The following is a 23,098-nucleotide window of genomic DNA, read 5'->3' on the forward strand; positions in this document are numbered from 1 at the left end:
AGAGCACCGCCGCGCACGAGCCGACGGCGGCCGGGGTGGTGAGGGGAGCTGTGGCGTCGGTGACGGGGAGCGAGGGCGGGGACGGGGACGGGGCCGAACGCGCCGCCGGGCGCCTCGCCGCCGCGGACGAGTTCGACGCCGCCCGGCTGCGCCAGCTCACCCAGCCGGCCGCCGTACAGCTCGCGGCACAGTCCGGCACCGCGGTCCTCGTCCACCACGCCCTCACCGACGACCACCTCGTCGTCAGCGCCGACGGCCGGGTGCGCGGCGTCCTCGGCTGGGCCGACACCGTCCTCGGCGACCCCGCCGAGGACATCGCCGGCCTCGCCCTCGCCGTCGGCTCCCCGGCCGCCGTCCGCGCCGCCACCCTCGCCGGCTACGGCGCCCGCCCCTGTCTGCGCGGCCTCTGGCTCGCCCGCTGCGACGCGGTGATCCGTCTCGCCGACCGCCTCGACGGCAAGGGCGACACGTCACCGCAGTCGCTGAGGGCGCAGCTGCGGCAGGCGTGGGAGGCGATCCTGCTGGAGCGGGTGACGGAGCTCAGGGAGGACGACGAGGGAGAGGAGCTCTAGGGCCTGTGCCCTGTCGCCCGCCGCCACGCCGGCCCGGCCACCGCCCTCATCCCTGCAACAGCACCACGCCCGACTCCCCGGGCACGTGCAGCACCCCGTCCGCGCCCGGAGCCTCCACGGGCTCCCACGCGGCCAGGACGTCCGCCCGACGGGGCCCCAGGGGGATCGCCGCCGGTTCCTCGGCGAGGTTGACCGCCACCCGTACGTCGCCGCGGCGGAAGGCCAGCCAGCGCTCCTGCTCGTCGAAGGCCACCTTGGTGTCGGCGAGGTCGGGATCCGTGAGGTCGGGGTGCTCGTGGCGCAGGGCGATGAGGCGGCGGTACCAGGCCAGCACGCGCGCGTGGGGCTCGCGGTCGAGCTCGGACCAGTCGAGGCAGGAGCGGTCCCGGGTCGCCGGGTCCTGCGGATCGGGCACCTCCTCCTCGGCCCAGCCATGTGCGGCGAACTCACGGCGTCTGCCCCGCCGTACCGCCTCGGCGAGCTCCGGATCGGTGTGGTCGGTGAAGAACTGCCAGGGCGTGCCCGCCGCCCACTCCTCGCCCATGAACAGCATCGGGGTGAACGGCGCGGTCAGCGTCAGCGTGGCCGCGCAGGCCAGCAGGCCGGGGGACCCCGGCAGGAACGAGGCCGCGAGCCGGTCGCCCTGGGCACGGTTGCCCACCTGGTCGTGGGTCTGGCTGTAGCCGAGGAGGCGGTGCGCCCCCACGCGCGTACGGTCCAGGCGCCGCCCGTGACTGCGGCCCCGGAAGCTGGAGTAGGTGCCGTCGTGGAAGTAGCCGCCGGTGAGGGTCTTGGCGAGGGCCGCCATGGGAGCGCGGGCGAAGTCGGCGTAGTAGCCCTGGGACTCGCCGGTCAGCGCGGTGTGCAGGGCGTGGTGGAAGTCGTCGTTCCACTGGGCGTGCAGCCCCAGACCGCCCTCCTCGCGCGCGGTGATGAGGCGAGGGTCGTTCAGGTCGGACTCGGCGATCAGGAACAGCGGGCGGCCGATGTCCGCGGAGAGGGCGTCGACGGCCGCCGACAGCTCCTCCAGGAAGTGGCACGCGCGCGTGTCCACCAGCGCGTGCACCGCGTCCAGGCGCAGCCCGTCGAGCCGGTAGTCCCGCAGCCACGCCAGCGAGCTCTCCACGAGATACGCGCGCACCTCGTCCGAGCCGGGCGCGTCCAGGTTGACGGCGGAACCCCAGGGCGTGTGATGCGTGTCCGTGAGGTAGGGCCCGAAGGCGGGCAGGTGGTTCCCCGACGGGCCGAAGTGGTTGTGCACGACATCGAGGACCACGCCCAGGCCCAGTTCGTGCGCCCGGTCGACAAAGCGCTTCAGCGCCTCGGGTCCGCCGTACGGCTCGTGCACGGCCCACAGCGAGACCCCCTCGTAGCCCCAGCCGTGCCGCCCCGGGAAGGGGCTCAGCGGCATCAACTCGACATGGGTGACGCCCAGTTCGGCGAGGTGACCGAGCCGCTCGGCGGCCGCGTCCAGCGTGCCCTCAGGCGTGTACGTGCCCACGTGCAGCTCGTACAGCACCGCGCCCGGCAGCGGACGCCCGGCCCATTCGCCGCGCCACGCGTACTGCCCGTGGTCGACGACCGCGCTCAGCCCGTCCGGGCCGTCCGGCTGCCTGCGGGAGCGCGGATCGGGCAGCACGGGGCCGTCGTCGAGCGCGAAGCCGTACCGCGTACCGTCCTGTGCCTCCGCCTCCCCCCACCACCATCCCGCGCGATCGGGATCGCGCTCCAACGCGCGCGTGGCGCCCTCGCAATGGAGCGTCACACGGCCGGCCTGTGGTGCCCACACCTCGAACTGCACGGACGGTTCCCCTTCGTCTGCTCACCGTGATGTAGCCCGTCCATGGTGCTTCAAACGAGATCAATCCGCTTTTGAATCTTCCCTTTTGCGCCGGGTGTCGTGGCTCGTCCCGTCGATCACGCGCGCGTGGCGGCCGTTTCCGCGTTTTCTGGACAGCCGGGGTCCGCTGACCGACAATCAGCACCGTGACGTCGTCCTTCGAGTTCAACACGTACCCCGCGCGGCTCTCCGACGCGGAGCGCGACAAGGCGCTGAAGGTGCTCCGTGACGGCGTCGCCATGGGCCGGCTGTCGCACGACACGTTCGTGCGGCGCATGGAGCTCGCCCTCGCCGCCCGCCGCGCCGACGAGCTCGCCGTGCTCACCGCCGACCTGCCGGTCGAGAGCCGCATGTCGCGCCTGGTGTTCGGCACCGTCGAGGCGATCTCCGGCTTCACCGTCCGGCTGCGCAGGGCATGGCAGGCGGAGCGGCTGCCCAAGCTGCTGCTGCCGCACCCCGGGGCCGGTCATCCGCTGCGCATCGGGCGCGACCCCGCCAACGGGCTGCGGCTGACCCACGAGACGGTGTCCCGGGTGCACGCCGAGCTGAGCCAGCAGGCCGGCATCTGGGTCCTGCGCGACCTCGGCTCCACCAACGGCACCACCGTGAACGGACGACGGGTCATCGGTGCCGTCGTGGTCCGCGAGGGCGACCAGGTCGGGTTCGGCCGGATGTCGTTCCGGATCGCCGCGCACTGAGCCGAACCTCACCTCTGGCCTCGGCTTTACGTGACGCGTTGACTCAAGTCTCCTCGACCTCTGCGGTGTTGACGTACCCGTCAAGTCGTGACTGACTGTGCGTACACCATGCACACCAGGTGAATCGACGGCACCGCATTGTGGAGGTGTGCCCTGCCGCCACTCCTCCGCTACCCGACCGTCGACGAGCTGGGCGCCCGCGCGGCCGCGCTCGTCGCCCGCCGCCCCCGTGACGCGCGGCTGCGCCGCGTCGGGACGTCCCGCGCCGGCACGCCCCTGTGGCTGCTGTCCGTCGGACACGGCACCCGCCAGGCCCTCGTCGTGGCCGGCCCGCACGCCAACGAACCGGTGGGCGGCGCCACCGTGCTGCGGCTGGCCGAACGCGTACTCGCCGACCCGCGCCTGCACGAGGGCGCCGACGCCACCTGGAACCTGCTGCTGTGCCTGGACCCCGACGGCCTGCGCCGCAACGAGGGATGGCTGCACGGCCCGTACACCCTCGGCGGCTACTTCCGGCACTTCTTCCGGCCCGGCTTCCTGGAACAGCCCGAATGGCTGCCCGACGGCGCGGACGCCGCCACGCTGCCCGAGACCCGCGCCCTGCTCGACCTCCAGGACGAACTGCGGCCCTTCCTCCAGTGCTCCCTGCACGGCGTCGACGTCGGCGGCGGATTCGTCGAGCTGACCCACGACCTGCCCGGCCTCGCCCGGCGCGTCGCGCACACGGCCGCCCGCCTCGGCATCCCGCGCGAACTCGGTCCCTACGACACCCTGTACTGGCCGGAGCTGGGACCCGCCGTCTACCGGATCCCCAGGCCACGCCGGGGTGACCTGGCCGCCGCCATCACCGAGGCGGCCGTCGAGTCGACGTGGTTCCATCCCTACCGGCACGGCACCGTCACAGCGGTGATCGAGGCCCCCATGTGGGGAGTGCCCGCGGTGGAGGACGGCGCCCCGCACCCCGATGAGGAAACGGTCCTGCGCAGGGTGAGCCACACCCTGCGCCACGACGCCCGCGTCCTGGACCGCCTGCTGGAGCGCCTGCGGCCCCACCTGTCCGCCGGACCGGAGACGGCCCGGCTGCTCGCCCCGGTCGACGACTATTTACTGGTCTGCCCCGGGCTCGCCGACACCTGGGACCCCGACGTCCCGGTCACCGGTGGCGCCCACCCCCTTCCCCCGCTGAGCACCGCCCATCTGGCCGCCCTGCGCATCGCCGGGCGCCGCCTCGCGCTGCGGACGGCCGGGCTTCTGCACCAGCTCGTGACGGGCGCCGGACGCGACCCGGCCGGCGTGCTGCCGCGACTGGACCGGCTCCTCGACGAGTGGTGCGAGGACTATCGCGACGGCTGCGGGGCGCGCTGGATCCCGGTCGCGCGCCAGGTGGAGTACCAGTCGCGGGTGGTGCTCGCCACGTTCGAACTCGCCGGTCGGTACGCGCCCGCGTGCTCCCGTTCGGGTGAGTCGGGCTGGAACGCGGGCGCCGCCGTGCCGATGCATCGGGAATGACGCAACGCATCACAGCGCTACGAGGCGGTCTGCTCGCCGCGGCCACCGCCCTTGCTCTCGGCACGGTCACGCCCCAGGCGACGGCCCAGCACTCCGACACCGGCAACTGGCTCTTCGTCACGGTCACCCGCGGCGAGCGCCACCACGCCGAGACGCCCGGCAGGCTGCTGCTGTGCGACCCGCCGCAGGGCCACCAGAAGGCGGCGGCGGCCTGCGCGGAGCTCGACCGGGTGGGCGGCGACATCCGCAAACTCGAACAAAAGGACGCCTTCTGCCCGATGATCTACGCGCCGGTGACCGCCCACGCGCGCGGGGAGTGGAACGGCCGCCCGATCGAGTACCACGAGACGTTCTCGAACGGGTGTGGGATGGCGGCGCGGACGGGCGCGGTGTTCGCCGTCGACAGCTGACGCCGTGGGCGCACGGCGCCGCACGCGCGTGTGCGGCGGCGCGGCTCACACCGCCCGGTCACGCGCGTGCAGCGCCGCCGCGACGACCGTTCGGGACTGGTGCTCGACCTGGTGCCCCAACGGCACCCAGCGGGCGCGGAAGCGCTCGGCGAAGGCGTCGCTCCAGGTCGCCACGAGGTGCTCGAGACGCGGCGCCGCACTGTCGTCGGCCTCCTGCAGGACGCGCAGCAGCATGGCCGCGGCGCGCAGCGGCAGCCGGCGCCCGAAGGCGTCCACGCTGCCGACGTACGCCATGGTGTCGTCGGCCGGAGGGCCGTGCATCCAGTCGGCCGCGAGGCCCGGCACCAGCTCCAGCGCCCACTTCGCCGCCCGCAACAGGGGCCCGTCGAAGCCGTCCAGGCGGGGGAGCGCCTCGCCGAGCACCCGCTCCACCTCCAGCGCGTCCCGCCGCAGCCGGGCCGCCAGCCGCCGCATCGCCCCGGCCGGATCCGGATGTGGCGCCGGGTCGTCCACCAGGTCGCTCGCCCACATCGGCACCTCGACGACCGCGGTCAGACCGCCGTACCGGTGCACGTGGTACCAGGTGCTGCTGCGGGCGTCGTCCGGCATGCTCGGATACGCCGCGCCCGCGCCCGGCGCCGGCATCACATGCACCCCGGGCCCGGCCGCCGGCCAGCCCGCCGCGTCCGACGCCCCGGTCTCCACCGGGATGTGCAGGTGCGCCGCGGACTTCGCGAACGGTTCGGCGAGACCCGGCACGTCCTTCGTCAACTGCACCCAGCTGCCGCCCAGATCGGTGCCGTGCAGGGTCACCTGGAGGTAGGGACGCAGTTCGTCGATGACGCGGGTCAGCGCGCGCGTCTCGGGTGGCAGCCGGTCCGGCGGCAGTGCGGCCGGCGCCCACTCCGGCTGCTCCGGGGCCGCCGGCCGGAAGAACCCGAGGTGGTAGTCGAACAGGCTGCGGGGCGCCGGGGTGACATGCAGGGCCGCCCCGTCGGGGTCGGCGCACAGCAGGAAGTGCCAGGAGGTGTCGGACCGTAACTCCGGTTCGTGCAGGACACGTTCGGCGACCGCGAGGAGGGTGGAGCTCCCGATCGGTTCGTTGGCGTGCGCGCCCGCCACCACCAGGACGGCACGCCGGGCGTGGCCGACGGACAGCAGGTGGAGGGGTCTGCCGGCCCGGGAGGCCCCCACCTGTCTCAGTGTGCACAGGCCCGGTCGGTGAGCGGCCAGTGCCCGGGCAGACAGGGTCAGTTCGGAAAGGGTGGGGTAACGCAGCTCCGGCAGGAGACTCACCCCCGTCACGTCCGCCTGCTTCGCAATCCGCAGTACCCCACGCTCTCGTTGAGGTGTCAAGAAGTTCACGGGGCGCCTTCAGGGGGCGCCCGGTTGCATTGACCGCCAGAGGTTCTCCCAGGGGCCCGTATTCGGCCTGCAGCTCATCATGGCTGCCTGGACGTCCGCCGACTTCACCCTAGAGGCGAGCGACCCCCGCTATCTGGAGCACTTCACCAAGAACACGTGCTTCCAAACGGCCTTCACAGGCCACCTCCCCTCGTAGCGACCAGCCGGCATTTCACCGTGGTCCGCCGACCATCCGGACCACCGGACTCCGGGTCAGGCGCCGAGTGGAACACGCGCCGTCAGGTGGCGGCCGACGCCCTCACCTCCTCACCCCGCTCCCTCCCCACCGACCCGCTCCAGCAACGCCACCGGCAGCCGCTCGAACAGTTCCTCCACGCGCGCGTGCCCGGAGAACTCCCGCTCCGGAGCCAGCGCGTCGGCCCACCGCCCCGCAGGCAGCGCCAGCGTGGTGTCGTGCCAGCCGCCCGCCTGTGCCAGCCGCAACGACAGGCGCGTCACGGCGGTCACCACTTCTCCGGAGCGCACGAAGGCCAGGCAGTGGGCGGCCGCCGGTCCCTCGGCGGCCAAGGGGGTGTACGACGCCGAGTCGCCGAACACGTCGGGGCGCCGCCTGCGCAGCCGTAGCGCCGCCGCCGTCACCGCGCCCTTCTCGCCCGGCTCCTCGTGCGGGAACCGCGCGGCCCGCCGGTTGTCCGGGTCCACCAGAGCCCGGTACTCGCCCTCGGTGCCCTGATAGACGTCCGGGACGCCGGGCATCGTCAGCTGGGCCAGGGCCATGCCCAGCACGTTCGCCCGGATGTGCGGTTCGAGGCTGCCGCGGAAGGCGGCCACGCGCTCGCCCGGCGCCCCGCACGGGCCCGCCGCGACGAACGCCGCCACCGCCTCCTCGTACGGCGGCTCCTGCTCCGTCCAGCTCGTGAACAGCCCGGCCTCGCGCACATGCTTCAGCAGCGCTTCCTGCACGCGTTCCACGGCCGCCTCGCCCAGCCCGAACACCGTCTGCCAGGCGGCCCACGCCAGTTGCGCGTCCGGCACGCCCTCGCCCTCGCGGGTCACCTCGGTCAGCACGTCCGCCCAGCGCTCCGGGCACTCGGTGAGCACGGCCAGCGCGGCCCGTACGTCGGCGCTGCGCTTGGTGTCGTGCGTCGACGCCACCGTCCCGGTCAGCGGCCAGTCGCGCTGCACGCGCGCGCAGTACGCGTGGAACTCGTCCGGCGAGACCGCGGGGCTCCCCGGGTTCCCGCCCACCTCGGTCGCCGACAGCAGCGGCACATAGCGGTAGAACGCCGTGTCCTCCACCGACTTGGCCCGCAGCGCCGACGCCGTCTGCGCGAACCGCGTCCGGAACTCCACGTGGTCCGGCCCGTCACCGGCCCGCCCGAGCACCAGCTCGCGCACGACGTCGACCGCGCCCGCCTCCTCGGGCACGACGAAGGCGAGCCGGGCCTCGGCCGCGGCCTCCTCGGTGACCACCCGGGCCGCGTCACCGGAGGCGTACGGCCGGTAGACCTCCAGCCGGACGAGGAGCTCCTGGAGGGCGGTGCGCAGCGCCCAGGGCGCGCGGTCGCGCAGCGCGGGCTCCGGGGACAGGGCGCACACACGGCTCGCCACCCGCGTCAGCCGGTCGATCTCCGTGGCCAGCTCGTGCGTGAGCACCTTGTACGCCGCCCGCCGCACCGTCGCCTCCCAGTCCCCGCCCCGGTCCGTCTGCGGGGCCGCGAACCGCCGGTACTGGCCGAGGAGTTCCCCGAACCCGGCCGGGTCGGTGAAGACGCCGTCGACGTGCCGCAGGGCGTCGTAGCCGGTGGTGCCCGCGACGGGCCAGGAGGCCGGCAGGTGCTCCCCGTCCGACAGGATCTTCTCCACGACCGTCCAGCGCCCGCCGGTCGCCTCGTGCAGGCGCCGGAGGTACGCGTCGGGGTCGGCGAGACCGTCCGGATGGTCGATGCGCAGCCCGTCGATCACACCCTCGTGGAGCAGCTGGAGGATCTTGGCGTGGGTGGCCTCGAACACCTCCGGGTCCTCGACCCGCACGCCGATCAGCTCCGAGATGCTGAAGAACCGCCGGTAGTTGAGTTCCGTACGGGCCAGTCGCCACCACACCGGGCGGTACCACTGGGCGTCCAGGAGCTGCGGCAGCGGCAGGTCCTCGGTGCCCTCGCGCAGCGGGAACACGTGGTCGTAGTAGCGCAGGAGGTCCCCGTCGACCTCCAGGTTGCCGAGTTCCTCGCCCAGCGGGTGGCCCAGCACCGGCAGCAGCACCTGGCCGCCCTGCGCCTCCCAGTCGATGTCGAACCAGCGCGCGTACGGCGACTTGGGGCCCTCGCGCAGCACCTCCCACAGGGCGCGGTTGTGGCGCGGGACCATGGCCATGTGGTTCGGCACGATGTCCACCACCAGGCCCAGGCCGTGCTCGCGCGCGGTGCGCGCCAGCGCGCGCAGCCCCTCCTCCCCGCCCAGTTCCTCGCGCACGCGCGCGTGGTCGACGACGTCATAGCCGTGCCCCGACCCCGGGACCGCCTCCAGGACGGGGGACAGGTGCAGATGCGAGACGCCGAGCGAGGCCAGGTACGGCACGGCCGCCGCCGCGGCCCCGAACGGGAACGAGGGCTGCAGCTGCAGCCGGTAGGTGGCGGTCGGCACCATCGGGTCAGATCGCTCAGGTGTCATGGAGAGCTACGTACCCGCCCTGCCGCCCTTCGTGTCATCGGCCCCGCCACGTGGACCTTCCGACCACGCCGACGGCGCACCCGGCGTCGTACCCCGGACGCGCCGCCGCGAGCGGGCCGCGCCGCCGTCCTAGACCGGCCGCTGCAACACCGTCAGGCTCCGGTCCACCAGCGTCAACCGGTCCCCGGCCTGCACCTTCGGTCCCGTCCCCGGCGGCACCCCGTCCGCGCGGGCGGTGTCCACGACCACCTGCCACTGGCGGCCGTGGTCGACCGGCACGACGAAGTCGAGGGTCTTGGGGGAGGCGTTGAACATCAGCAGGAACGAGTCGTCGGTGATGCGCTCCCCGCGCGGGCCCGGCTCCGAGATCGCGTTGCCGTTGAGGAACACCGTCAGCGCCGACGCCTGCGCCCGGTCCCAGTCCCGCTGGGTCATCTCCTTGCCCTGCGGGGTGAACCAGGCGATGTCCGACAGATCGTCGTGGGTGCCGTGCACCGGCCGCCCGTGGAAGAAGCGCCGCCTGCGGAAGACCGGATGGTCCCGCCGCAGCCCCACCATCGCGCGCGTGAAGGCGAGCAGCTCACGGGGCAGCCCCGCCGCATCGCCGCCTGAGCCGTCCTCCCCGCCGTCCCCGTCCTGCGGCCACTCGACCCACGCCAGCTCGCTGTCCTGGCAGTAGGCGTTGTTGTTGCCGCGCTGCGTGCGTGCGAACTCGTCGCCGTGGCTGATCATCGGCACGCCCTGGGACAGCATCAGCGTGGCGATGAAGTTGCGCATCTGGCGGGCGCGCAGCTCCAGGACGGCCGGGTCGTCGGTCTCGCCCTCCGCCCCGCAGTTCCAGGACCGGTTGTGGCTCTCGCCGTCGCGGTTGTCCTCGCCGTTGGCGTGGTTGTGCTTGTGGTTGTACGAGACGAGGTCGTGCAGGGTGAACCCGTCGTGGCAGGTCACGAAGTTGATCGAGGCCAGCGGGCGCCGCCCGTCGTCCTGGTACAGGTCGGACGAGCCCGTCAGCCGGGACGCGAACTCCGCCAGCGTGCGCGGCTCCCCGCGCCATAGGTCCCGTACGGTGTCGCGGTACTTGCCGTTCCACTCGGTCCACAGCGGCGGGAAGTTCCCCACCTGGTAGCCGCCCTCGCCCACGTCCCACGGCTCGGCGATCAGCTTCACCTGGGAGACCACCGGGTCCTGCTGCACCAGGTCGAAGAACGACGACAGCCGGTCCACCTCGTGGAACTGCCGGGCCAGGGTGGCCGCGAGGTCGAAGCGGAAGCCGTCGACATGCATCTCGGTGACCCAGTAGCGCAGCGAGTCCATGATCAGCTGAAGGACGTGCGGGGACCGCATGAGCAGCGAGTTCCCGGTCCCGGTGGTGTCCATGTAGTACCGCGGGTCGTCCGTCAGGCGGTAGTACTGCGGGTTGTCCAACCCCCGGAAGGACAGCGTGGGGCCCAGGTGGTTGCCCTCGGCCGTGTGGTTGTAGACCACGTCCAGGATGACCTCGATGCCGGCCTCGTGCAGCGCCCGCACCGCCGACTTGAACTCCAGGACCTGCTGGCCGCGGTCGCCCCAGGAGGCGTACGCGTTGTGCGGGGCGAAGAAGCCGATGGTGTTGTAGCCCCAGTAGTTGTTCAGGCCCATGTCGACCAGGCGGTGGTCGTTCACGAACTGGTGTACGGGCATCAGCTCCAGTGCCGTCACGCCCAGCTCGGTGAGGTGCTCGATGATCGCCGGGTGCGCGAGGGCGGCGTAGGTGCCGCGCAGCTCCTCGGGCAGCCCCGGGTGCCGCATCGTCAGGCCCTTCACATGGGCCTCGTAGATCACCGTGTGGTGGTAGTCGGTGCGCGGCCGCCGGTCGTCACCCCAGTCGAAGTACGGGTTGACCACGACCGACGACATCGTGTGCGGCGCCGAGTCCAGGTCGTTGCGCCGGTCGGGTTCGCCGAAGTGGTAGCCGTACACCTCCTCGCCCCAGTCGACGGAGCCGCTGATCGCCTTGGCGTACGGGTCCAGCAACAGCTTCGCGGAGTTGCAGCGCAAGCCCCGCTCCGGGGCGTACGGGCCGTGCACCCGGAACCCGTACCGCTGTCCCGGCATGACGCCCGGCACGTACGCGTGCCGTACGAACGCGTCGCTCTCCCGCAGTTCCACCGCCGTCTCCGAGCCGTCGTCGTGCAGCAGACACAGCTCTACTCGGTCCGCGGCCTCGGTGAAGACCGCGAAGTTGGTGCCGGCGCCGTCGTAGGTGGCACCGAGTGGATATGCCTCTCCAGGCCAGACCTGCATGGATACGACTCTTTCAGCTCGAGCGCGCCGTCGGGGGAGCCTTGACGTCGAGTCTCCCCGAAAGTGATGGAACCGCCTATGACTTACGCCCCTCTTACCGGTCGACCAGTGCAGACGTGGGTATAGCCATCAAGGGCGTACCTGTGGGGCAACACGTACTCCCGGGGACGTACGGGGAGTAGGGGGAAGATGTGCGCAGAATAGTGCACCGCCATCTGGGCAAGGTGGTGGCAGGTGCGGCCATCGCGGTGGCCGGAACCGCCGTGATGGTCGGAATCACCCTGCCGGGGACGGCGGGGGCCGACACGGCGGGAGGGACCGACAGCAGCGCCCAGTCGGTCCAGCAGGCGGCCCAGGGGCAGGGGCCCGGCGCGGTGGCGCCGGGCGTCGTCGAGGAGGCGCCGAGCCAGGGGGAGACGGGCAAGGGCAGCGATCCGCTGACCGACGACGAGATCGACCGGGTCGCGAGCATCGCGGCGGACCGGCAGTTGCGCAGCGCCGGCGAGGACGTCGAAGGTGACCGAGGCGCGCAGCGGCTCAGTGTCGGCCTCGCCGAGCCGGAGGCCGGCGAACTGGACTCCTCGAACGTGCCGCGCCGGGCCGAGGTGACGTTCTACGACTACAAGAACGACTCCCTCGTGACGAAGACCGTCAATCTCGACACCGGGAAGGTCGAGAAGTCCTACACCGCGCAGGGCGTCCAGCCGCCCCCGAGTCGCGCCGAGGGCATCGAGGCGGCCAGGCTCCTGATCGCCGACCCGCTGGGCGCGGACCTGAAGGCCGACTACAAGGACGCCATCGGCAAGGAGCTCACCTCCCCGGACCAGCTGCAGCTCAGCGCAGGCATCTACCGGGCCGATCCGGGCGCCCAGTCCGCCGCTCTCGACAAGTGCGGTGAGCACCGCTGCGTGCGGCTGTTCGTGAAGGTCAAGAACGGCCCGTGGATCGACACCCGGGCTCTCGTGATCGATCTGAGCGCCCGCAAGGTGGCCAAGCTCGACTGAGCGGCTCTCCGTTCACTTTTCCAACTCGCACCCAGTGCTTGCACCTCCTGTAAGGGAGTCATTTCTTCATGCGCGTGAACAGAATGAGCCGTGCCCGCAGGCGGGCGGCGGCCGTGGGCCTGACCGTGGCCACTCTGGCCGCCGGCGTGACGACCGCCGCCGGACCGGCCGCCGCCCAGCCGAAAGCCGCCCCCGCGCCGGCCGCCGACTGCAGCGCCGCCTACCGCATCGAGCAGAAGCTCTCCGGCGGCACGACCTGGCGGATGTGCTGGCGCTACGACGGCAAGGCCGGACTCGTCCTGGACCACATCTCCTACCAGCCCAAGGGCGAGACCAAGCCGATCAAGGTCCTCAACAGCGCCCGGCTCGGCCAGATCCACGTCCCGTACGACGACGGGAAGAACGAGTTCGACGACCTGACGGGCCAGCCCTTCGCCCAGGGCCTGATGGCACTGTCGCCGGGCGAGTGCCCCGGCGGCACCATCAAGACGGTCAAGGTCCCCGATGCCTGGACCGAGGACCCCAACGTCAAGGGCCTGTGCACCACCACCCGCTCCCGGGGCCACGCCTACCGTATGAACGACGGGAACAAGACCTACCAGGCCCAGGGCAAGGACCTGCTCGTCTACACGGTCAACCAGGTCGGCTGGTACGAGTACATCACCGAGTGGCGCTTCCAGGACGACGGCGCGATCAACATGAACGTCGGCGCGACCGGCAGCCTCTCCTACGACGACTACGACGCCGGCGACGGCCGTGGCTGGCCGATCGGCAAGGGCGCCCGGGCGAAGGCCACCAGTCACAGCCACAACGTCTTCTGGCGGCTCGACTTCGCGCTCGACGGCTCCACCAAGAACCGCGTCGAGCAGTACGACTCGGCCGTCACCACCGGACAGGGCCGCCCGAAGACCAAGACCACCGCCACCAAGGTCACCAAGGAGCTGACGGGCGACTCCAAGAACTACCGCTGGTGGCGTGTGGTCAGCGCGACCGGCAAGAACAAGGACGGACACGCCCGGTCGTACGAGATCGTCCCCGGCATCAGCACGAAGTTCCCGGGTCGTAGCTTCACCAAGCACGACTTCTACTTCACGCAGTACAACAGCTGCGAGAAGTTCGCCAGCCACAACCCGACGTGCGCGGGCAGCCACCCCAAGTCCGTCGACAAGTGGGTCAACGGCCAGAACCTCACGCGCCCGGTCGTCTGGGCCAACGTGGGCTTCCACCACATCGTGCGGGACGAGGACCAGCAGCCCATGCCGGTCCACTGGCAGGGATTCTCCGTCGTCCCGAGGGACGTGACGGCTATGAATCCGCTCACTCCCGCCGACGTCGCCTGGCAGAACGGCAACTGGGGGTTCCCTCGTTGAGAATGACCCTGCCCATCCGGCTGCACCGCCGACCGCTCCCGGAGTACCCTTCCTTGATCGTTGGGACGGGGAGTGCTCGGGGGAGCGGAAGGCGGTGCGCGGGTGGGCTCGGGAGGGCTGGAGCTGCCCCCTGGTGACGAGGGTCACGAGGGGAACTCCACAGAGGTCCCACCCGGTGCGGTGTCCCTGGCCAGGCCGATGGAGACCAGCTCCATCGGCCCGGAGCTGGACTGGGGCACCGACGCCTGGCGCGAGGTGCGTACGCGCGCCCAGCGAGCCGGCCGGGCGTACATCTGGCTGAACCTCGTCGAACAGCGGCTGCGCGCGGTCGTGGCCGCTGTCCTGCGCCCCGTCTACGAACCGGTCCACGGCGACGAGTGGGTGGTGGCGGCGGCCGGACCGGCCGGCCAGGAGTGGGTGCAGCGCGCGGTCGCCGTACGCGAGGTCAGCCGCCGCAAGGGCTACCTGCTGGATCCGGCCGACGACAACGTCCTCAGCTTCCTTACGCTGCCGCAGCTGCGCGAACTGATGGTGCAGCACTGGCCCTGCTTCGAGCCGTACGTGGACGACCGCCGGGATGTCGAACTGGCCCTGGACGAGCTGGAAGTGGCCCGGAACGTGGTCTCGCGCAACCGGGCCCTGTCCGAGGCCGTGCTCAACCAGGCCGAGCGGGCCTCGGCGCGGCTGCTCGACGTCCTCGGCGCCGGCGGCGACGTCCCGTCCGCGCGCCGACTGCCCATCGACGCGGTCGAGGACCTGGTCGGCGACCGGTACGCCGACGTGGTCGCCGTGCATTCCGACCGGGTGCGGCTGCTGCGCCAGTTCCCGGCCGAGGACATCTTCGGCGGCGCGCGCCGGCTCGACGCCATCGGCATCGGCCTCAACCTGCTCGTGCAGAACTTCTCCGGGCGGCGCCTGGTGCGGCTGGGGGAGTCCGGCTGCCGGGTGCGGCTGCTGTTCCTGAACCCGGCCTCCAGCGCGGTCAAGCGGCGGGAGCGCGAACTGGGCATCAAAAGGGGCGAACTGAGCCGTGCGGTCGAGATGAACATCCTGCACATGCGCAGGGTGCGGTCCCGGCTGCGGGACCCGGGCGCCTTCGAGATCCAGGTCTTCGACGAGACACCCCGCTTCACGGCCTACCTCGTGGACGGCGACGGTTCCGACGGCATCGCGGTCGTGCAGTCCTATCTGCGGCGGACGCGCGGGTTGGAGGCCCCGGTCCTGGTGCTGCGCAACGGCAGCAGGGTGGTCAAGTCGGACGAGATCGATGAAGGCGGGCTTTTCCCCACATACCGCGAGGAGTTCGAGCTCATGTGGGCGGATTCGCGACCGGTGTCCTGAACTGTCCCCTCCCGAACGGCCTCTTCCCGCACTGTCCCGGCACGGAAGCGGAATGCGGTCCTCTGATTGTCAGTGGCCCATGGGAAGGTGGAGACCACTGGGGGAACGCACCACCAAGAAGGGGGACCGCCCATGGGCTGGCACCGCGAGCTGCTGATCGGCTTCGACCTGGAGACGACCGGGACCGACCCGCGCGAGGCGCGCATCGTCACGGGCGCCGTGATCGAGGTCAGGGCCGGACAGCCCATAGGGCACAGGGAGTGGCTGGCGGATCCCGGCGTGGAGATCCCGGCGGACGCGGTGGCCGTCCACGGGATCAGCAGCGAGCGCGCGACCGCCGAGGGCCGCCCGGCCGACCAGGTGGCCGACGCCATCGCGGACGTCCTGGCGGGGTACTGGAAGACGGGCGTGCCGGTCGTCGCCTACAACGCGGCCTTCGATCTGAGCCTGCTCTCCGCCGAACTGCGCCGGTACGGACTGCCGTCCCTGCGCGACCGCCTCGGCGGTCTCGCCCCCGCCCCGGTCATCGACCCGTACACCATCGACCGCTGGGCCGACCGCTACCGCCGCGGCAAGCGCAACCTCGAAGCGGTCTGCCGGGAGTACGGCATCTCCCTCGACTCCGCGCACGACGCCTCCGCCGACGCCCTCGCCGCGGCCCGCCTGGCCTGCGCGATAGCCACCCGCCACCCCAAGATCGCGGCCCTCGGCCCGGCGGAACTGCACCGCCGCCAGATCGAGTGGTACGCCGAGTGGGCGGCGGACTTCCAGAACTTCCTGCGCCGCAAGGGCGACGCGACGGCGGTGGTCGACGGGACGTGGCCGCTGAGGGAGCCGGTGGGGGAGGCGGTGGGAGGCGAGGCGGTCTGACGGCGCGACGCCAGGTGCCGTCCGCCGAGTCGGCCGGTCTCGGTCCCTGTCGCACCCGTCTCCGTCGCACCCGTCTCCGTCGCACCCGTCTCCGTCGCACCCGTCTCCGTCGCACCCGTCTCCGTGGCACCCGTCTCCGTGGCGGCCGGTACGCGACGGCGGACGGCTGGCCACCGGCCGAGCGCCGTCGTTCCTGCAAGGCATGCCCGCGGCGATCCGCTCCTCGCGGCGCCCTCCGTCACACCTGCGCCGACGCCGACGCCGGTGCCGCGATGCGCTCGATGCGGGGCTTGGCCAGCCGCTCGTAGTCGGCGCCCGAGATGAGGAGCGAGCGGTCCAGCCGGGCCGCGTTGAAGTACAGCTTCGGCTGCGCCACGACGTCCGGGTCGGCGACCAGTTCGAGGTCGGGGTCGAAGCTGAACGGCAGGACGGTGCCGGGGACGGCACGGGCCAGCCGCTCGGCGGTCTCCGGATCGCTGAAGCCGACGTAGCGCGCCGCGAACAGCGCCCGGACCGCGTCCAGGTCCACGCGTCGGTCCCCGGGGACGACGGCGAGGACGTGACGGGTGGTGCGGCGGTCCACCTTGACCCGCAGCACGATGCACTTCGCGGCCTCGGAGGCGGGATGCCCGCGCAGGGCGCAGACGGCCTCGGTGGCGCCCTCGGGTTCGTGGTCGAGGAGACGGTAGTCGACGTGGGAGGAGTCGAGCAGGGAGATCAGGTGGTCGTAAGTGTCGTAGAGGGTGTGGTCGGTGTGGTCGGTGTGGTCGGGCATGCGGAGTCCTTGTCTGGATCGAGCTTGTCCGGATCGAGCTTGTCCGGGTCGAGAGGGTGGACGGAGGAAGGCCGGGGCTCCCGTGCGCTGCGGTGCGCCCGTTCCACCGCCTGCCCCCAGTACGTGCCGGCGACCATCAAGGCCGCCCCGAGGCCGGTGAGCGGGCTGAGGTGGTCGCCGCCGAGGGCCACGCCGACCGCGACGGCCCAGACCGGCTCCGTACCGAGCAGCAGGCCGGCCCGGCTGGCGGAGGTGCGCTGCACGGCCCAGGTCTGGGCCAGGAAGGCGAACACACTGCACAACAGGGCGAGATGGAGCAACTGGGCCCAGGTCGCCGGGTCCGCGTGGACCAGGGCCGGCAGGTCATGGGCGGCGGTCGGCAGGAACAGGGCCGTGCCGACGAGGGTCTGCACGGTCGTCAGATGCAGCGGGCGGATCGCCCGCCCGGTGGTGAAGCGGCCGACGAGCGCGACATGCGCGGCCCGGATCAGCGCGGCGCCGAGCATCAGCAGATCGCCGAGGCGCGGGGCGTGGAAGCCGTTGCCGGACATCAGCAGCCCGACGGCCAGGACGCACACACCGGTCGCGGCGAAGAAGGAGACAGGCAGCGGACCGCGTCGGCCGCCGCGGTCGAGGAGCGGGGTGAGGACGATGGTGAGGCTGATGATGAGCCCGGCGTTGGCGGCGCTGGTGTGGGTGACGCCGTACGTCTCCACGACCAGGACCGCGGCCTGGGTCACCCCCAGGGGCACACCGGCCCGCAGTTCCTCACGCGTCCACCGGCGAGTCCCGCGCCGCCGGGAGGCGACGACGCCGAGACAGGCGAGGGCGGACAGGGCGTAGCGGGCGAACAGCACCAGAAGGACGGGGAGCGCGGCAGTGGCCGTCTGGGCGGACAGGTAGCTGGAACCCCAGACGAGCGCGACAAGGAGGAGTACCACATCGGTACGGCGGACGTCGGACACGCGCCCACGGTGCACCGGAGAGGTCCGTGAAGCCCAGTACCACTTTCTAAAACGATCATTTAGCAGTCCTACATCGTCGTCCCTACACTGAGGCGATGGACGAACGGCAGTTGCGGATCCTGCGGGAGCTGGGCGAACTGGGCAGTGTCACGGCGGTCGCCGAGGCGCTGCTGGTGACGCCCTCGGCGATCTCCCAGCAACTACGGCTGCTGCAGCGCGCGATCCCGGTGCCGCTCACCGAGCGGCAGGGGCGCCGGCTCGTGCTGACCGACGCCGGGCAGGCGCTGGCGGGCGCCGCCGTGGGAGTGGAGACGGCGCTGGCACGGGCTCGGCACACGGTCGAGGAGTTCGTCGAGCGACCGGACGCGGAGGTGTCGGTGGCGGCCTTCCACAGCGCGGGCGCAGCGTTCTTCCCGCTGCTGCTCCGCGCGCTCGCCGAGCCGGGCAGGCCGGTCCCGAGGCTGGTCGACGAGGACGTACCCCAGGAGGACTTCCCCCGGCTCACCCGGGAGTACGACCTCGTCCTCGCCCATCGCCTGGACCACGCCCCTCCCTGGCCGGACACGGTGGCCACGACGACGCTGCTGCGTGAGCCGCTGGACGTGGCGATGCCGGCCGGCCATCGCCTGGCCGCCAAGCGCCGCGTCACCCCGCGCGATGTGGCCGACGAGCCGTGGATCACCGTGCACGACGGCTTCCCCGTCCTCGCGGTCATCGAAGCCGTCGCCGCGGCGGCCGGCCGCCGCCTCCACCTGGCCCACCGCATCAACGAGTTCGCGGTCGTGGCCGAGGTCGTGGCGGCCGGGGGCGGTATCGCCCTGATGCCGCGCTGGACGATGCGCCCGCATCCGGCCCTCGTCCTCCGGCCGCTCAGCGGAGTGCAGGCCCGGCGCCACATCGACGCCCTGTACCGCCCCGAGCGCACGGCTCGTGCAGCGGTCCGCACGGTCCTGGCCGAACTGCGCCGCGCCGCGCGCACCGTCCAGGGGCGGGACAGCCCACCGCGGCCTCACCGGGAAGTCGGCGCCCACGAGTCGGAGAACGAGGAGACCTGAGTCGAGGAGGACTGAGTCGAGGAGGCCGGTGCCGACTTCGCGGGGCGGGCGGGGGAGCCGTCGGAGGTCGCCGTGAGGAACAGGACCGCCCCGACCGCGACCACGACGAAGGCGGCGAGCGTGTGCAGCCGGGCCCGGCGCACCGCGTTGCGCACCGACCAGGCGTGGATCAGGGCGAGCAGCCGCTGTTGCAGCATGCGGGCCTGCTCGGCGTTGGCGCGGGCATCGGCCAGGCCCTGTTCGAGAACCCGTGCCCGTGCGGGATCCTGTTCCCGGGCGAGCTTGACCGCCAGGTCGGAGGCGATCCTCTCGTGCGTCAGGTGCCGGGCGCACAGGTCGTCGAGGGAGGCGTAGGGGCCGTAGAAGGCCGAGGGGTTGCGGGCGACGGCCGCACGCAGGCCCGCCATGCCCGGCGCGTCCAGGTCCGCGAGCGTGGCCAGACACGGGGTCAGGGCCTCGCCGGTCTGCCAGATGGCCCATCCGACGCCCAGCATCGCCAGCGTCAGGCCGCCGAACGCCGTCAGCGCGTCGGGCCAGCCGTCGACCTTGCCGACCGCCGCCAGCGGCCCGGCGCCCAACAGCAGCGCTCCGACTCCGGCCGCGGCGGCGACGGTCCAGCGAGCGGTCGCCCGCAGATCGGCCACCGCGTCGACGGACCCGGTGGCGACGGGATCGGCGGGCGCCTGGGAACCGGAGGGGTCGGGGGCGGCCGGGAACGCCGCGGGAGTGGGCGAGGTCAAAGGTCTTCCGCTTCGGAGTCGGCGTCACGGAACTGGAACATGGCGCCCATGGCGTCCACCAGCCGCTGGTAGGGCAGCCAACGACTGCCGTCCCAGTACAGCAGTTCGCCGTCAGGGCCGAACCGGGTGTCCCCCTGCGAGGGCGTCGGCGGCTCGGGCTCCTCTGAGTCGTTCATGAACCCAAGTATGTCCACAAGTATGTCTAAGGGCACGGCGGTTCGGGGTAAGCCAGTGACCGGATCGCCGGCAGACCTGGAGGCATGACCTTGCCCGACACCGCCCCCGACCGGGACCCCGCCCCGGATGCCGCGAACGAACTCGCTTTCGTCTACCAGGCGTTGCTGCACGCGCAGCGCCAACTGGCCCAGGGCCGCCTCGCGGAGGCGGTCCAGGTGCTGCTCGCCCTGGAGTCCGAGTACCTCCAGGTGGCCGACGCCGACGCGCGGTTCCTGCTGTACCGGCTGCTCGGTCAGGCGGCACGTACCGAGGGACGTCTGGACGCGGCGGTCTCCTACTACCGGACGTGCCTCGCCGCGGCGCCCGACGAGCGCATGAGAAGCGCCGCGCTGGAAGGGCTGGCGCTGACCGCCTCGGCTCAACGGCGGCCGAAACAGGCATTCGGCCTGTTCGAGGAGGCCGCGCGGGCCGCCCTCGCCGCGGGCGACACCGTCGGCCATGCGACGGTCCTGCAGAACCACGCCCTGACCGCCACGCGCCACGGTCTGGACGGCGCCGAGGACCTGCTGCGCCGGGCCCTTGAGGTCGCGGAGCTGCCCGAGACGCTGCGCGGTGTCGTCAGCGACAACCTCGCCGTGGAACTCAGCCGGCAGGGTCGTTACGACGAGGCCGCCCGGCACGCCGAGGAGGCCGCCGGGCTGCTGGACGCCGCGGGGGCCCACCACGACGCGTACAAGGCATGGATGAACCTGGCGGACATCCACAGAAGGGCGGGCCGCAAGGACGACTGCGGCGCCGCGTTCACGCGGGCGCACGATCTGGGCGTACGGCTCAACGCCCAGGTCGACGAGGAGCATTACGGGCCTCTCTACGACGAACGGGTCGCGCGGATCGAGGCACGCACCTCCGCCGTGGTGCGCGAGCGGTTCGCAGCCGGGCCCGAGGACGGCCCCGCGTCGGTCTCGGACGCCGACATCGCGCTGGACATCGGTCTCAGCGCGCTCGACGGCAACAACCTGCTCGCCGCGGCGGAAGCGCGATGCGAGGCGGGCGACCTGGCGGGCGCGGAGGCGCTGCTGCTGCGCGCCGAGAGCCAGTGGGAGCATCTCCAGGCCGTGCACTGCCTGGCCCCGGTGTGGAACCTGCTGGGCCTCGTCCTGGTCTACGCGGGAGCGGCCGAGCGTGCCCACAAGGTGCTCTCCCGGTCCCGGAACCTGTCCCACGCCCTCGGCGACGCCCTGCGCGAGTCCATCGCCCTGACGCATCTGGCCATGGTCGAGAACCGGTTCGACATCGGCGAGGAGGACCGGCTCGGTCTGCTCCTGCGCGCGCGTGCGCTGCACCGGGTGTGGATGCTCAGGCGGCTCGGGCCGGCCGCGTCCGCCGTGCCGGAGGACGTGATCGACGCCGGCGACGGAGTCATCGAGGGCACACTCGCCCAGCTCTGCGCCGATTACGACGCCTGGGACCTGGCCGACGCCTACGGGGAACGGAGCCTTCGCGCCGCCGGACGAGCGGACGGGCCCCACCAGTACCGGCTCGCACTCAGACTGGCCATCCGGCTGCGCACCCTCCGGCGCAGCGGGCGGACCGAGGCGGCGACCGAGACCCTCGAACGGCTCACCGCCCTCGGAGATCAGCGGTCCGACCCCCAGACGGTGCTGGCGGCGTACGCGGAAGCGGGCCGGCACCGGTTCGCCGCCAAGGAGCGCGGCCAGGACCTGCTCGACCTGCTCGTGGCCGCGTGCGACGCCTACGAGGAGGTCCGCCGGCAGGCCCTGGACCTCGGCCCGCTGCCCGACTTCCACACCTTCACCACCCCGCCGTACGGGGAGGCGGTCGAGGTCGCTCTCGCGGTCGGCGGCGTCGCCCAGGCGTTCGCGCTGGCCGAACGGGCGAAGACCCGCTCGCTCCTGGACGCCGTACGGCACGATGCCGTGGGCCCGGCCACCGACGACTCGCTCCTGCGGGAACACGAGTTGTGGGGGCGGCAGCGCGAACTGCGCGGCGAACTGTCCGCACGACACGAGGCGGAGGAGGCCGACGAGCGCGTCCGCCGCCTGATCAGGGTGGAGGAACAGCTCGACGAGGTCCGCCGGGAACTGGCCGAGCTGTGGGACCGGCTCGCGCCCACCCACCCGGAGGTCCGGGGCCACCGGATGGCCGAACCCATCACGTCCCCGGAAGCGGCCCGCCTCCTCGACCGCTCCGGCGCGTCCGCCCTGGTCGAGTTCTGGACCGGCCACGAGTCCCTGTACGCCTTCGTCGTCGAGCCGGGCCGGACCGAGCCCCGGCTCGTCACCCTGGGCAGCCACGAGGCGCTGGGGCTGGACAGGACCACCGGGGACGTACGCGCCCTGCTCACGCCCCGGTCCTACGGCGACCGGCAGCGGGCGCTCGGCGCGGTGCTGTGCGGGCCCCTGCACGCGGCGCTGCGGTCGGTCGTGGAGGGCGTCGCGGATGCCGGCTCCTCGGTGCTGGTGGTTCCGCACGGCCCGTTGCACGGGGTGCCGCTGCATCTGTCCCCCGACACCACAGGGCGGCGCCCGGGCCCGGCCCTGCGGTATCTGCCGTCCGCGTCGCTGCTGCGCTCCGGCGGCGGCGCGTGGCACCGCGACGGAGCGGTCGTGGTCGGCGGCCACCCGGGCGACGGGCGCGGGGAGGACGGCGCGGAACTCGCCTACTGCCGCAGCGAATGCGCCGAGGTGGCCGTCCGGATGGGCGGTACGGCACAGGTCGGTGACACCGCCACCGGCGACTGGCTGGCGGAGGCGGTCGGCTCCGCGGACCGGCTGTCCCTGGTCCACCTCGCCTGTCACGCCACGTTCGACGAACGCCGGCCCGAGCGCAGCGGCCTGAAGCTCGCCGGGGCCGCCGGGAAACAGACCGTGACGGTCCGACAGCTCGCCGCCATGGACTGGTCCGGTGCGCTCGTCACCCTCAGCGCCTGCGGCAGCGGACGCCATCGCGTGCGGCAAGGCGACGAACTGGTGGGCCTGGGACACGCCCTGCTGTCCGCCGGGGCGCGCGGGCTGGTGGTGAGCCAATGGCCGGTGCTGGACCACGAGACGGCGGTCCTGATGTCCCTGTTCTACGAGGCACTGGCCGCCGAACCGGCCTGGGACGCCGGCGTCGTGGCGGCGGCGCTGTCCCGCGCCCAACGCCGGATGGCCGCCATGACCGCCGCCGACCTGGTCGACTGGGCGTGCACCAGGCTGGAGTCACCGCACCGCGCCCCCGACACCGACCGCCTGAGCCGCGACATGCTGCGCCTGGCGCACGCGGTCGCCGGCACACCCGAGGCGAACCGCGGCCCCGCTCAGGCGACACCGGCCGAGGAGCCGTCCGACTGCGACGGACACCGGCACCTGGCCACGACCCGGGACACCTACCGGCTGCGCGCCTTCGCCGACTCGGCGGCCTGGGGCGCCTTCGTGTTCTACGGCGCGTGAAC

The 23,098-nt window shown here is 72.6% G+C and carries 19 protein-coding genes; 11 read left to right on the forward strand and 8 right to left on the reverse strand.

The window, feature by feature from the left end:
* Positions 1-572 (forward strand): phosphotransferase (locus ABZ078_RS12895; RefSeq protein ID WP_356574534.1); only part of this gene is annotated, 572 nt, incomplete at its 5' end.
* A gap of 46 nt (positions 573-618) precedes the next feature.
* On the opposite strand, the gene treZ is transcribed toward ABZ078_RS12895, so the two are convergent.
* Positions 619-2,373 (reverse strand): malto-oligosyltrehalose trehalohydrolase, encoded by a 1,755-nt coding sequence (treZ, locus tag ABZ078_RS12900; RefSeq protein WP_356574536.1) that lies wholly within the window; start codon positions 2,371-2,373, stop codon positions 619-621.
* 185 nt (positions 2,374-2,558) lie between these two features.
* On the opposite strand from treZ, the gene ABZ078_RS12905 reads away from it, so the two are divergent.
* The 3 genes from ABZ078_RS12905 to ABZ078_RS12915 all read left to right on the forward strand — a co-directional run bounded on the left by ABZ078_RS12905 (position 2,559) and on the right by ABZ078_RS12915 (position 5,029).
* Entirely contained in the window at positions 2,559-3,110 is a 552-nt protein-coding gene (locus tag ABZ078_RS12905; protein ID WP_356574538.1) for a DUF1707 and FHA domain-containing protein, read from the forward strand.
* Positions 3,111-3,248: 138 nt separating this feature from the next.
* Entirely contained in the window at positions 3,249-4,619 is a 1,371-nt protein-coding gene (locus ABZ078_RS12910) for a M14 family zinc carboxypeptidase (protein ID WP_356574540.1), read from the forward strand.
* Entirely contained in the window at positions 4,616-5,029 is a 414-nt protein-coding gene (locus ABZ078_RS12915) for an SSI family serine proteinase inhibitor (RefSeq protein ID WP_356574541.1), read from the forward strand. The genes ABZ078_RS12910 and ABZ078_RS12915 overlap by 4 nt, the downstream gene beginning before the upstream one ends.
* 45 nt (positions 5,030-5,074) lie before the next feature.
* On the opposite strand, the gene ABZ078_RS12920 is transcribed toward ABZ078_RS12915, so the two are convergent.
* The 3 genes from ABZ078_RS12920 to glgX form a co-directional block, all read right to left on the reverse strand.
* On the reverse strand, positions 5,075-6,325 hold the full coding sequence (locus tag ABZ078_RS12920; RefSeq protein ID WP_356574769.1) for a M14 family zinc carboxypeptidase: 1,251 nt from the start codon (positions 6,323-6,325) through the stop codon (positions 5,075-5,077).
* 375 nt (positions 6,326-6,700) lie between these two features.
* Positions 6,701-9,064 carry a malto-oligosyltrehalose synthase gene (gene treY, locus ABZ078_RS12925; RefSeq protein WP_356574543.1) on the reverse strand — a complete coding sequence of 788 codons (2,364 nt, stop codon included), beginning with the start codon at positions 9,062-9,064 and terminating at the stop codon, positions 6,701-6,703.
* Positions 9,065-9,193: 129 nt separating this feature from the next.
* Positions 9,194-11,347, reverse strand: a complete 2,154-nt coding sequence (gene glgX / locus ABZ078_RS12930; RefSeq protein ID WP_356574545.1) for a glycogen debranching protein GlgX — start codon at positions 11,345-11,347, stop codon at positions 9,194-9,196.
* A gap of 191 nt (positions 11,348-11,538) precedes the next feature.
* Between glgX and ABZ078_RS12935 the strand changes: the two genes are divergently transcribed.
* The 5 genes from ABZ078_RS12935 to ABZ078_RS12955 all read left to right on the forward strand — a co-directional run bounded on the left by ABZ078_RS12935 (position 11,539) and on the right by ABZ078_RS12955 (position 16,240).
* On the forward strand, positions 11,539-12,351 hold the full coding sequence (locus tag ABZ078_RS12935; RefSeq protein ID WP_356574547.1) for a Tat pathway signal sequence domain protein: 813 nt from the start codon (positions 11,539-11,541) through the stop codon (positions 12,349-12,351).
* Between the two features lie 68 nt (positions 12,352-12,419).
* Complete coding sequence (locus tag ABZ078_RS12940; protein WP_356574548.1) at positions 12,420-13,721, forward strand: copper amine oxidase; 1,302 nt, start codon at positions 12,420-12,422, stop codon at positions 13,719-13,721.
* Positions 13,722-13,823: 102 nt separating this feature from the next.
* A complete protein-coding gene (locus tag ABZ078_RS12945) occupies positions 13,824-15,062 on the forward strand; it encodes an SAV2148 family HEPN domain-containing protein (RefSeq protein WP_356574771.1) in 1,239 nt (412 codons plus the stop codon).
* 132 nt (positions 15,063-15,194) lie between these two features.
* Positions 15,195-15,932: a 3'-5' exonuclease gene (locus ABZ078_RS12950; protein WP_356574550.1), complete on the forward strand. Its 738-nt coding sequence runs from the start codon at positions 15,195-15,197 to the stop codon at positions 15,930-15,932.
* Positions 15,933-15,946: 14 nt separating this feature from the next.
* Positions 15,947-16,240 carry a pentapeptide repeat-containing protein gene (locus tag ABZ078_RS12955; protein WP_356574552.1) on the forward strand — a complete coding sequence of 98 codons (294 nt, stop codon included), beginning with the start codon at positions 15,947-15,949 and terminating at the stop codon, positions 16,238-16,240.
* Here ABZ078_RS12955 and ABZ078_RS12960 read toward each other — a convergent pair.
* Both ABZ078_RS12960 and ABZ078_RS12965 read right to left on the reverse strand, forming a co-directional pair.
* Positions 16,171-16,707, reverse strand: a complete 537-nt coding sequence (locus ABZ078_RS12960) for a YbaK/EbsC family protein (protein ID WP_356574554.1) — start codon at positions 16,705-16,707, stop codon at positions 16,171-16,173. The two genes, ABZ078_RS12955 and ABZ078_RS12960, sit on opposite strands and share 70 nt — an antisense overlap.
* Positions 16,650-17,672 (reverse strand): DMT family transporter, encoded by a 1,023-nt coding sequence (locus ABZ078_RS12965; RefSeq protein ID WP_356574556.1) that lies wholly within the window; start codon positions 17,670-17,672, stop codon positions 16,650-16,652. The genes ABZ078_RS12960 and ABZ078_RS12965 overlap by 58 nt, the downstream gene beginning before the upstream one ends.
* A 95-nt stretch (positions 17,673-17,767) precedes the next feature.
* Between ABZ078_RS12965 and ABZ078_RS12970 the strand changes: the two genes are divergently transcribed.
* On the forward strand, positions 17,768-18,727 hold the full coding sequence (locus ABZ078_RS12970; RefSeq protein WP_356574558.1) for a LysR family transcriptional regulator: 960 nt from the start codon (positions 17,768-17,770) through the stop codon (positions 18,725-18,727).
* Here ABZ078_RS12970 and ABZ078_RS12975 read toward each other — a convergent pair.
* Together ABZ078_RS12975 and ABZ078_RS12980 are read right to left on the reverse strand one after the other, a co-directional pair.
* Complete coding sequence (locus ABZ078_RS12975) at positions 18,682-19,467, reverse strand: hypothetical protein (protein ID WP_356574560.1); 786 nt, start codon at positions 19,465-19,467, stop codon at positions 18,682-18,684. The two genes, ABZ078_RS12970 and ABZ078_RS12975, sit on opposite strands and share 46 nt — an antisense overlap.
* Positions 19,464-19,643, reverse strand: a complete 180-nt coding sequence (locus ABZ078_RS12980; protein ID WP_356574562.1) for a hypothetical protein — start codon at positions 19,641-19,643, stop codon at positions 19,464-19,466. The genes ABZ078_RS12975 and ABZ078_RS12980 overlap by 4 nt, the downstream gene beginning before the upstream one ends.
* An 84-nt stretch (positions 19,644-19,727) precedes the next feature.
* Between ABZ078_RS12980 and ABZ078_RS12985 the strand changes: the two genes are divergently transcribed.
* Positions 19,728-23,096 carry a CHAT domain-containing tetratricopeptide repeat protein gene (locus tag ABZ078_RS12985; RefSeq protein ID WP_356574563.1) on the forward strand — a complete coding sequence of 1,123 codons (3,369 nt, stop codon included), beginning with the start codon at positions 19,728-19,730 and terminating at the stop codon, positions 23,094-23,096.
* The last annotated feature ends 2 nt before the right edge of the window (positions 23,097-23,098 follow it).

It is taken from the genome of Streptomyces sp. NPDC006385 (genome assembly GCF_040612485.1).
Classification (GTDB): Bacteria; Actinomycetota; Actinomycetes; order Streptomycetales; family Streptomycetaceae; genus Streptomyces.

Coding starts and splice junctions, on each gene's coding strand:
- ABZ078_RS12915 (WP_356574541.1), top strand. CDS start 4,616: ATGACGCAACGCATCACAGCGCTACGAGGCGGTCTGCTCGCCGCGGCC.
- treY (WP_356574543.1), bottom strand. CDS start 9,064: ATGACACCTGAGCGATCTGACCCGATGGTGCCGACCGCCACCTACCGG.
- glgX (WP_356574545.1), bottom strand. CDS start 11,347: ATGCAGGTCTGGCCTGGAGAGGCATATCCACTCGGTGCCACCTACGAC.
- ABZ078_RS12940 (WP_356574548.1), top strand. CDS start 12,420: ATGCGCGTGAACAGAATGAGCCGTGCCCGCAGGCGGGCGGCGGCCGTG.
- ABZ078_RS12950 (WP_356574550.1), top strand. CDS start 15,195: ATGGGCTGGCACCGCGAGCTGCTGATCGGCTTCGACCTGGAGACGACC.
- ABZ078_RS12960 (WP_356574554.1), bottom strand. CDS start 16,707: ATGCCCGACCACACCGACCACACCGACCACACCCTCTACGACACTTAC.
- ABZ078_RS12970 (WP_356574558.1), top strand. CDS start 17,768: ATGGACGAACGGCAGTTGCGGATCCTGCGGGAGCTGGGCGAACTGGGC.
- ABZ078_RS12980 (WP_356574562.1), bottom strand. CDS start 19,643: ATGAACGACTCAGAGGAGCCCGAGCCGCCGACGCCCTCGCAGGGGGAC.
- ABZ078_RS12985 (WP_356574563.1), top strand. CDS start 19,728: ATGACCTTGCCCGACACCGCCCCCGACCGGGACCCCGCCCCGGATGCC.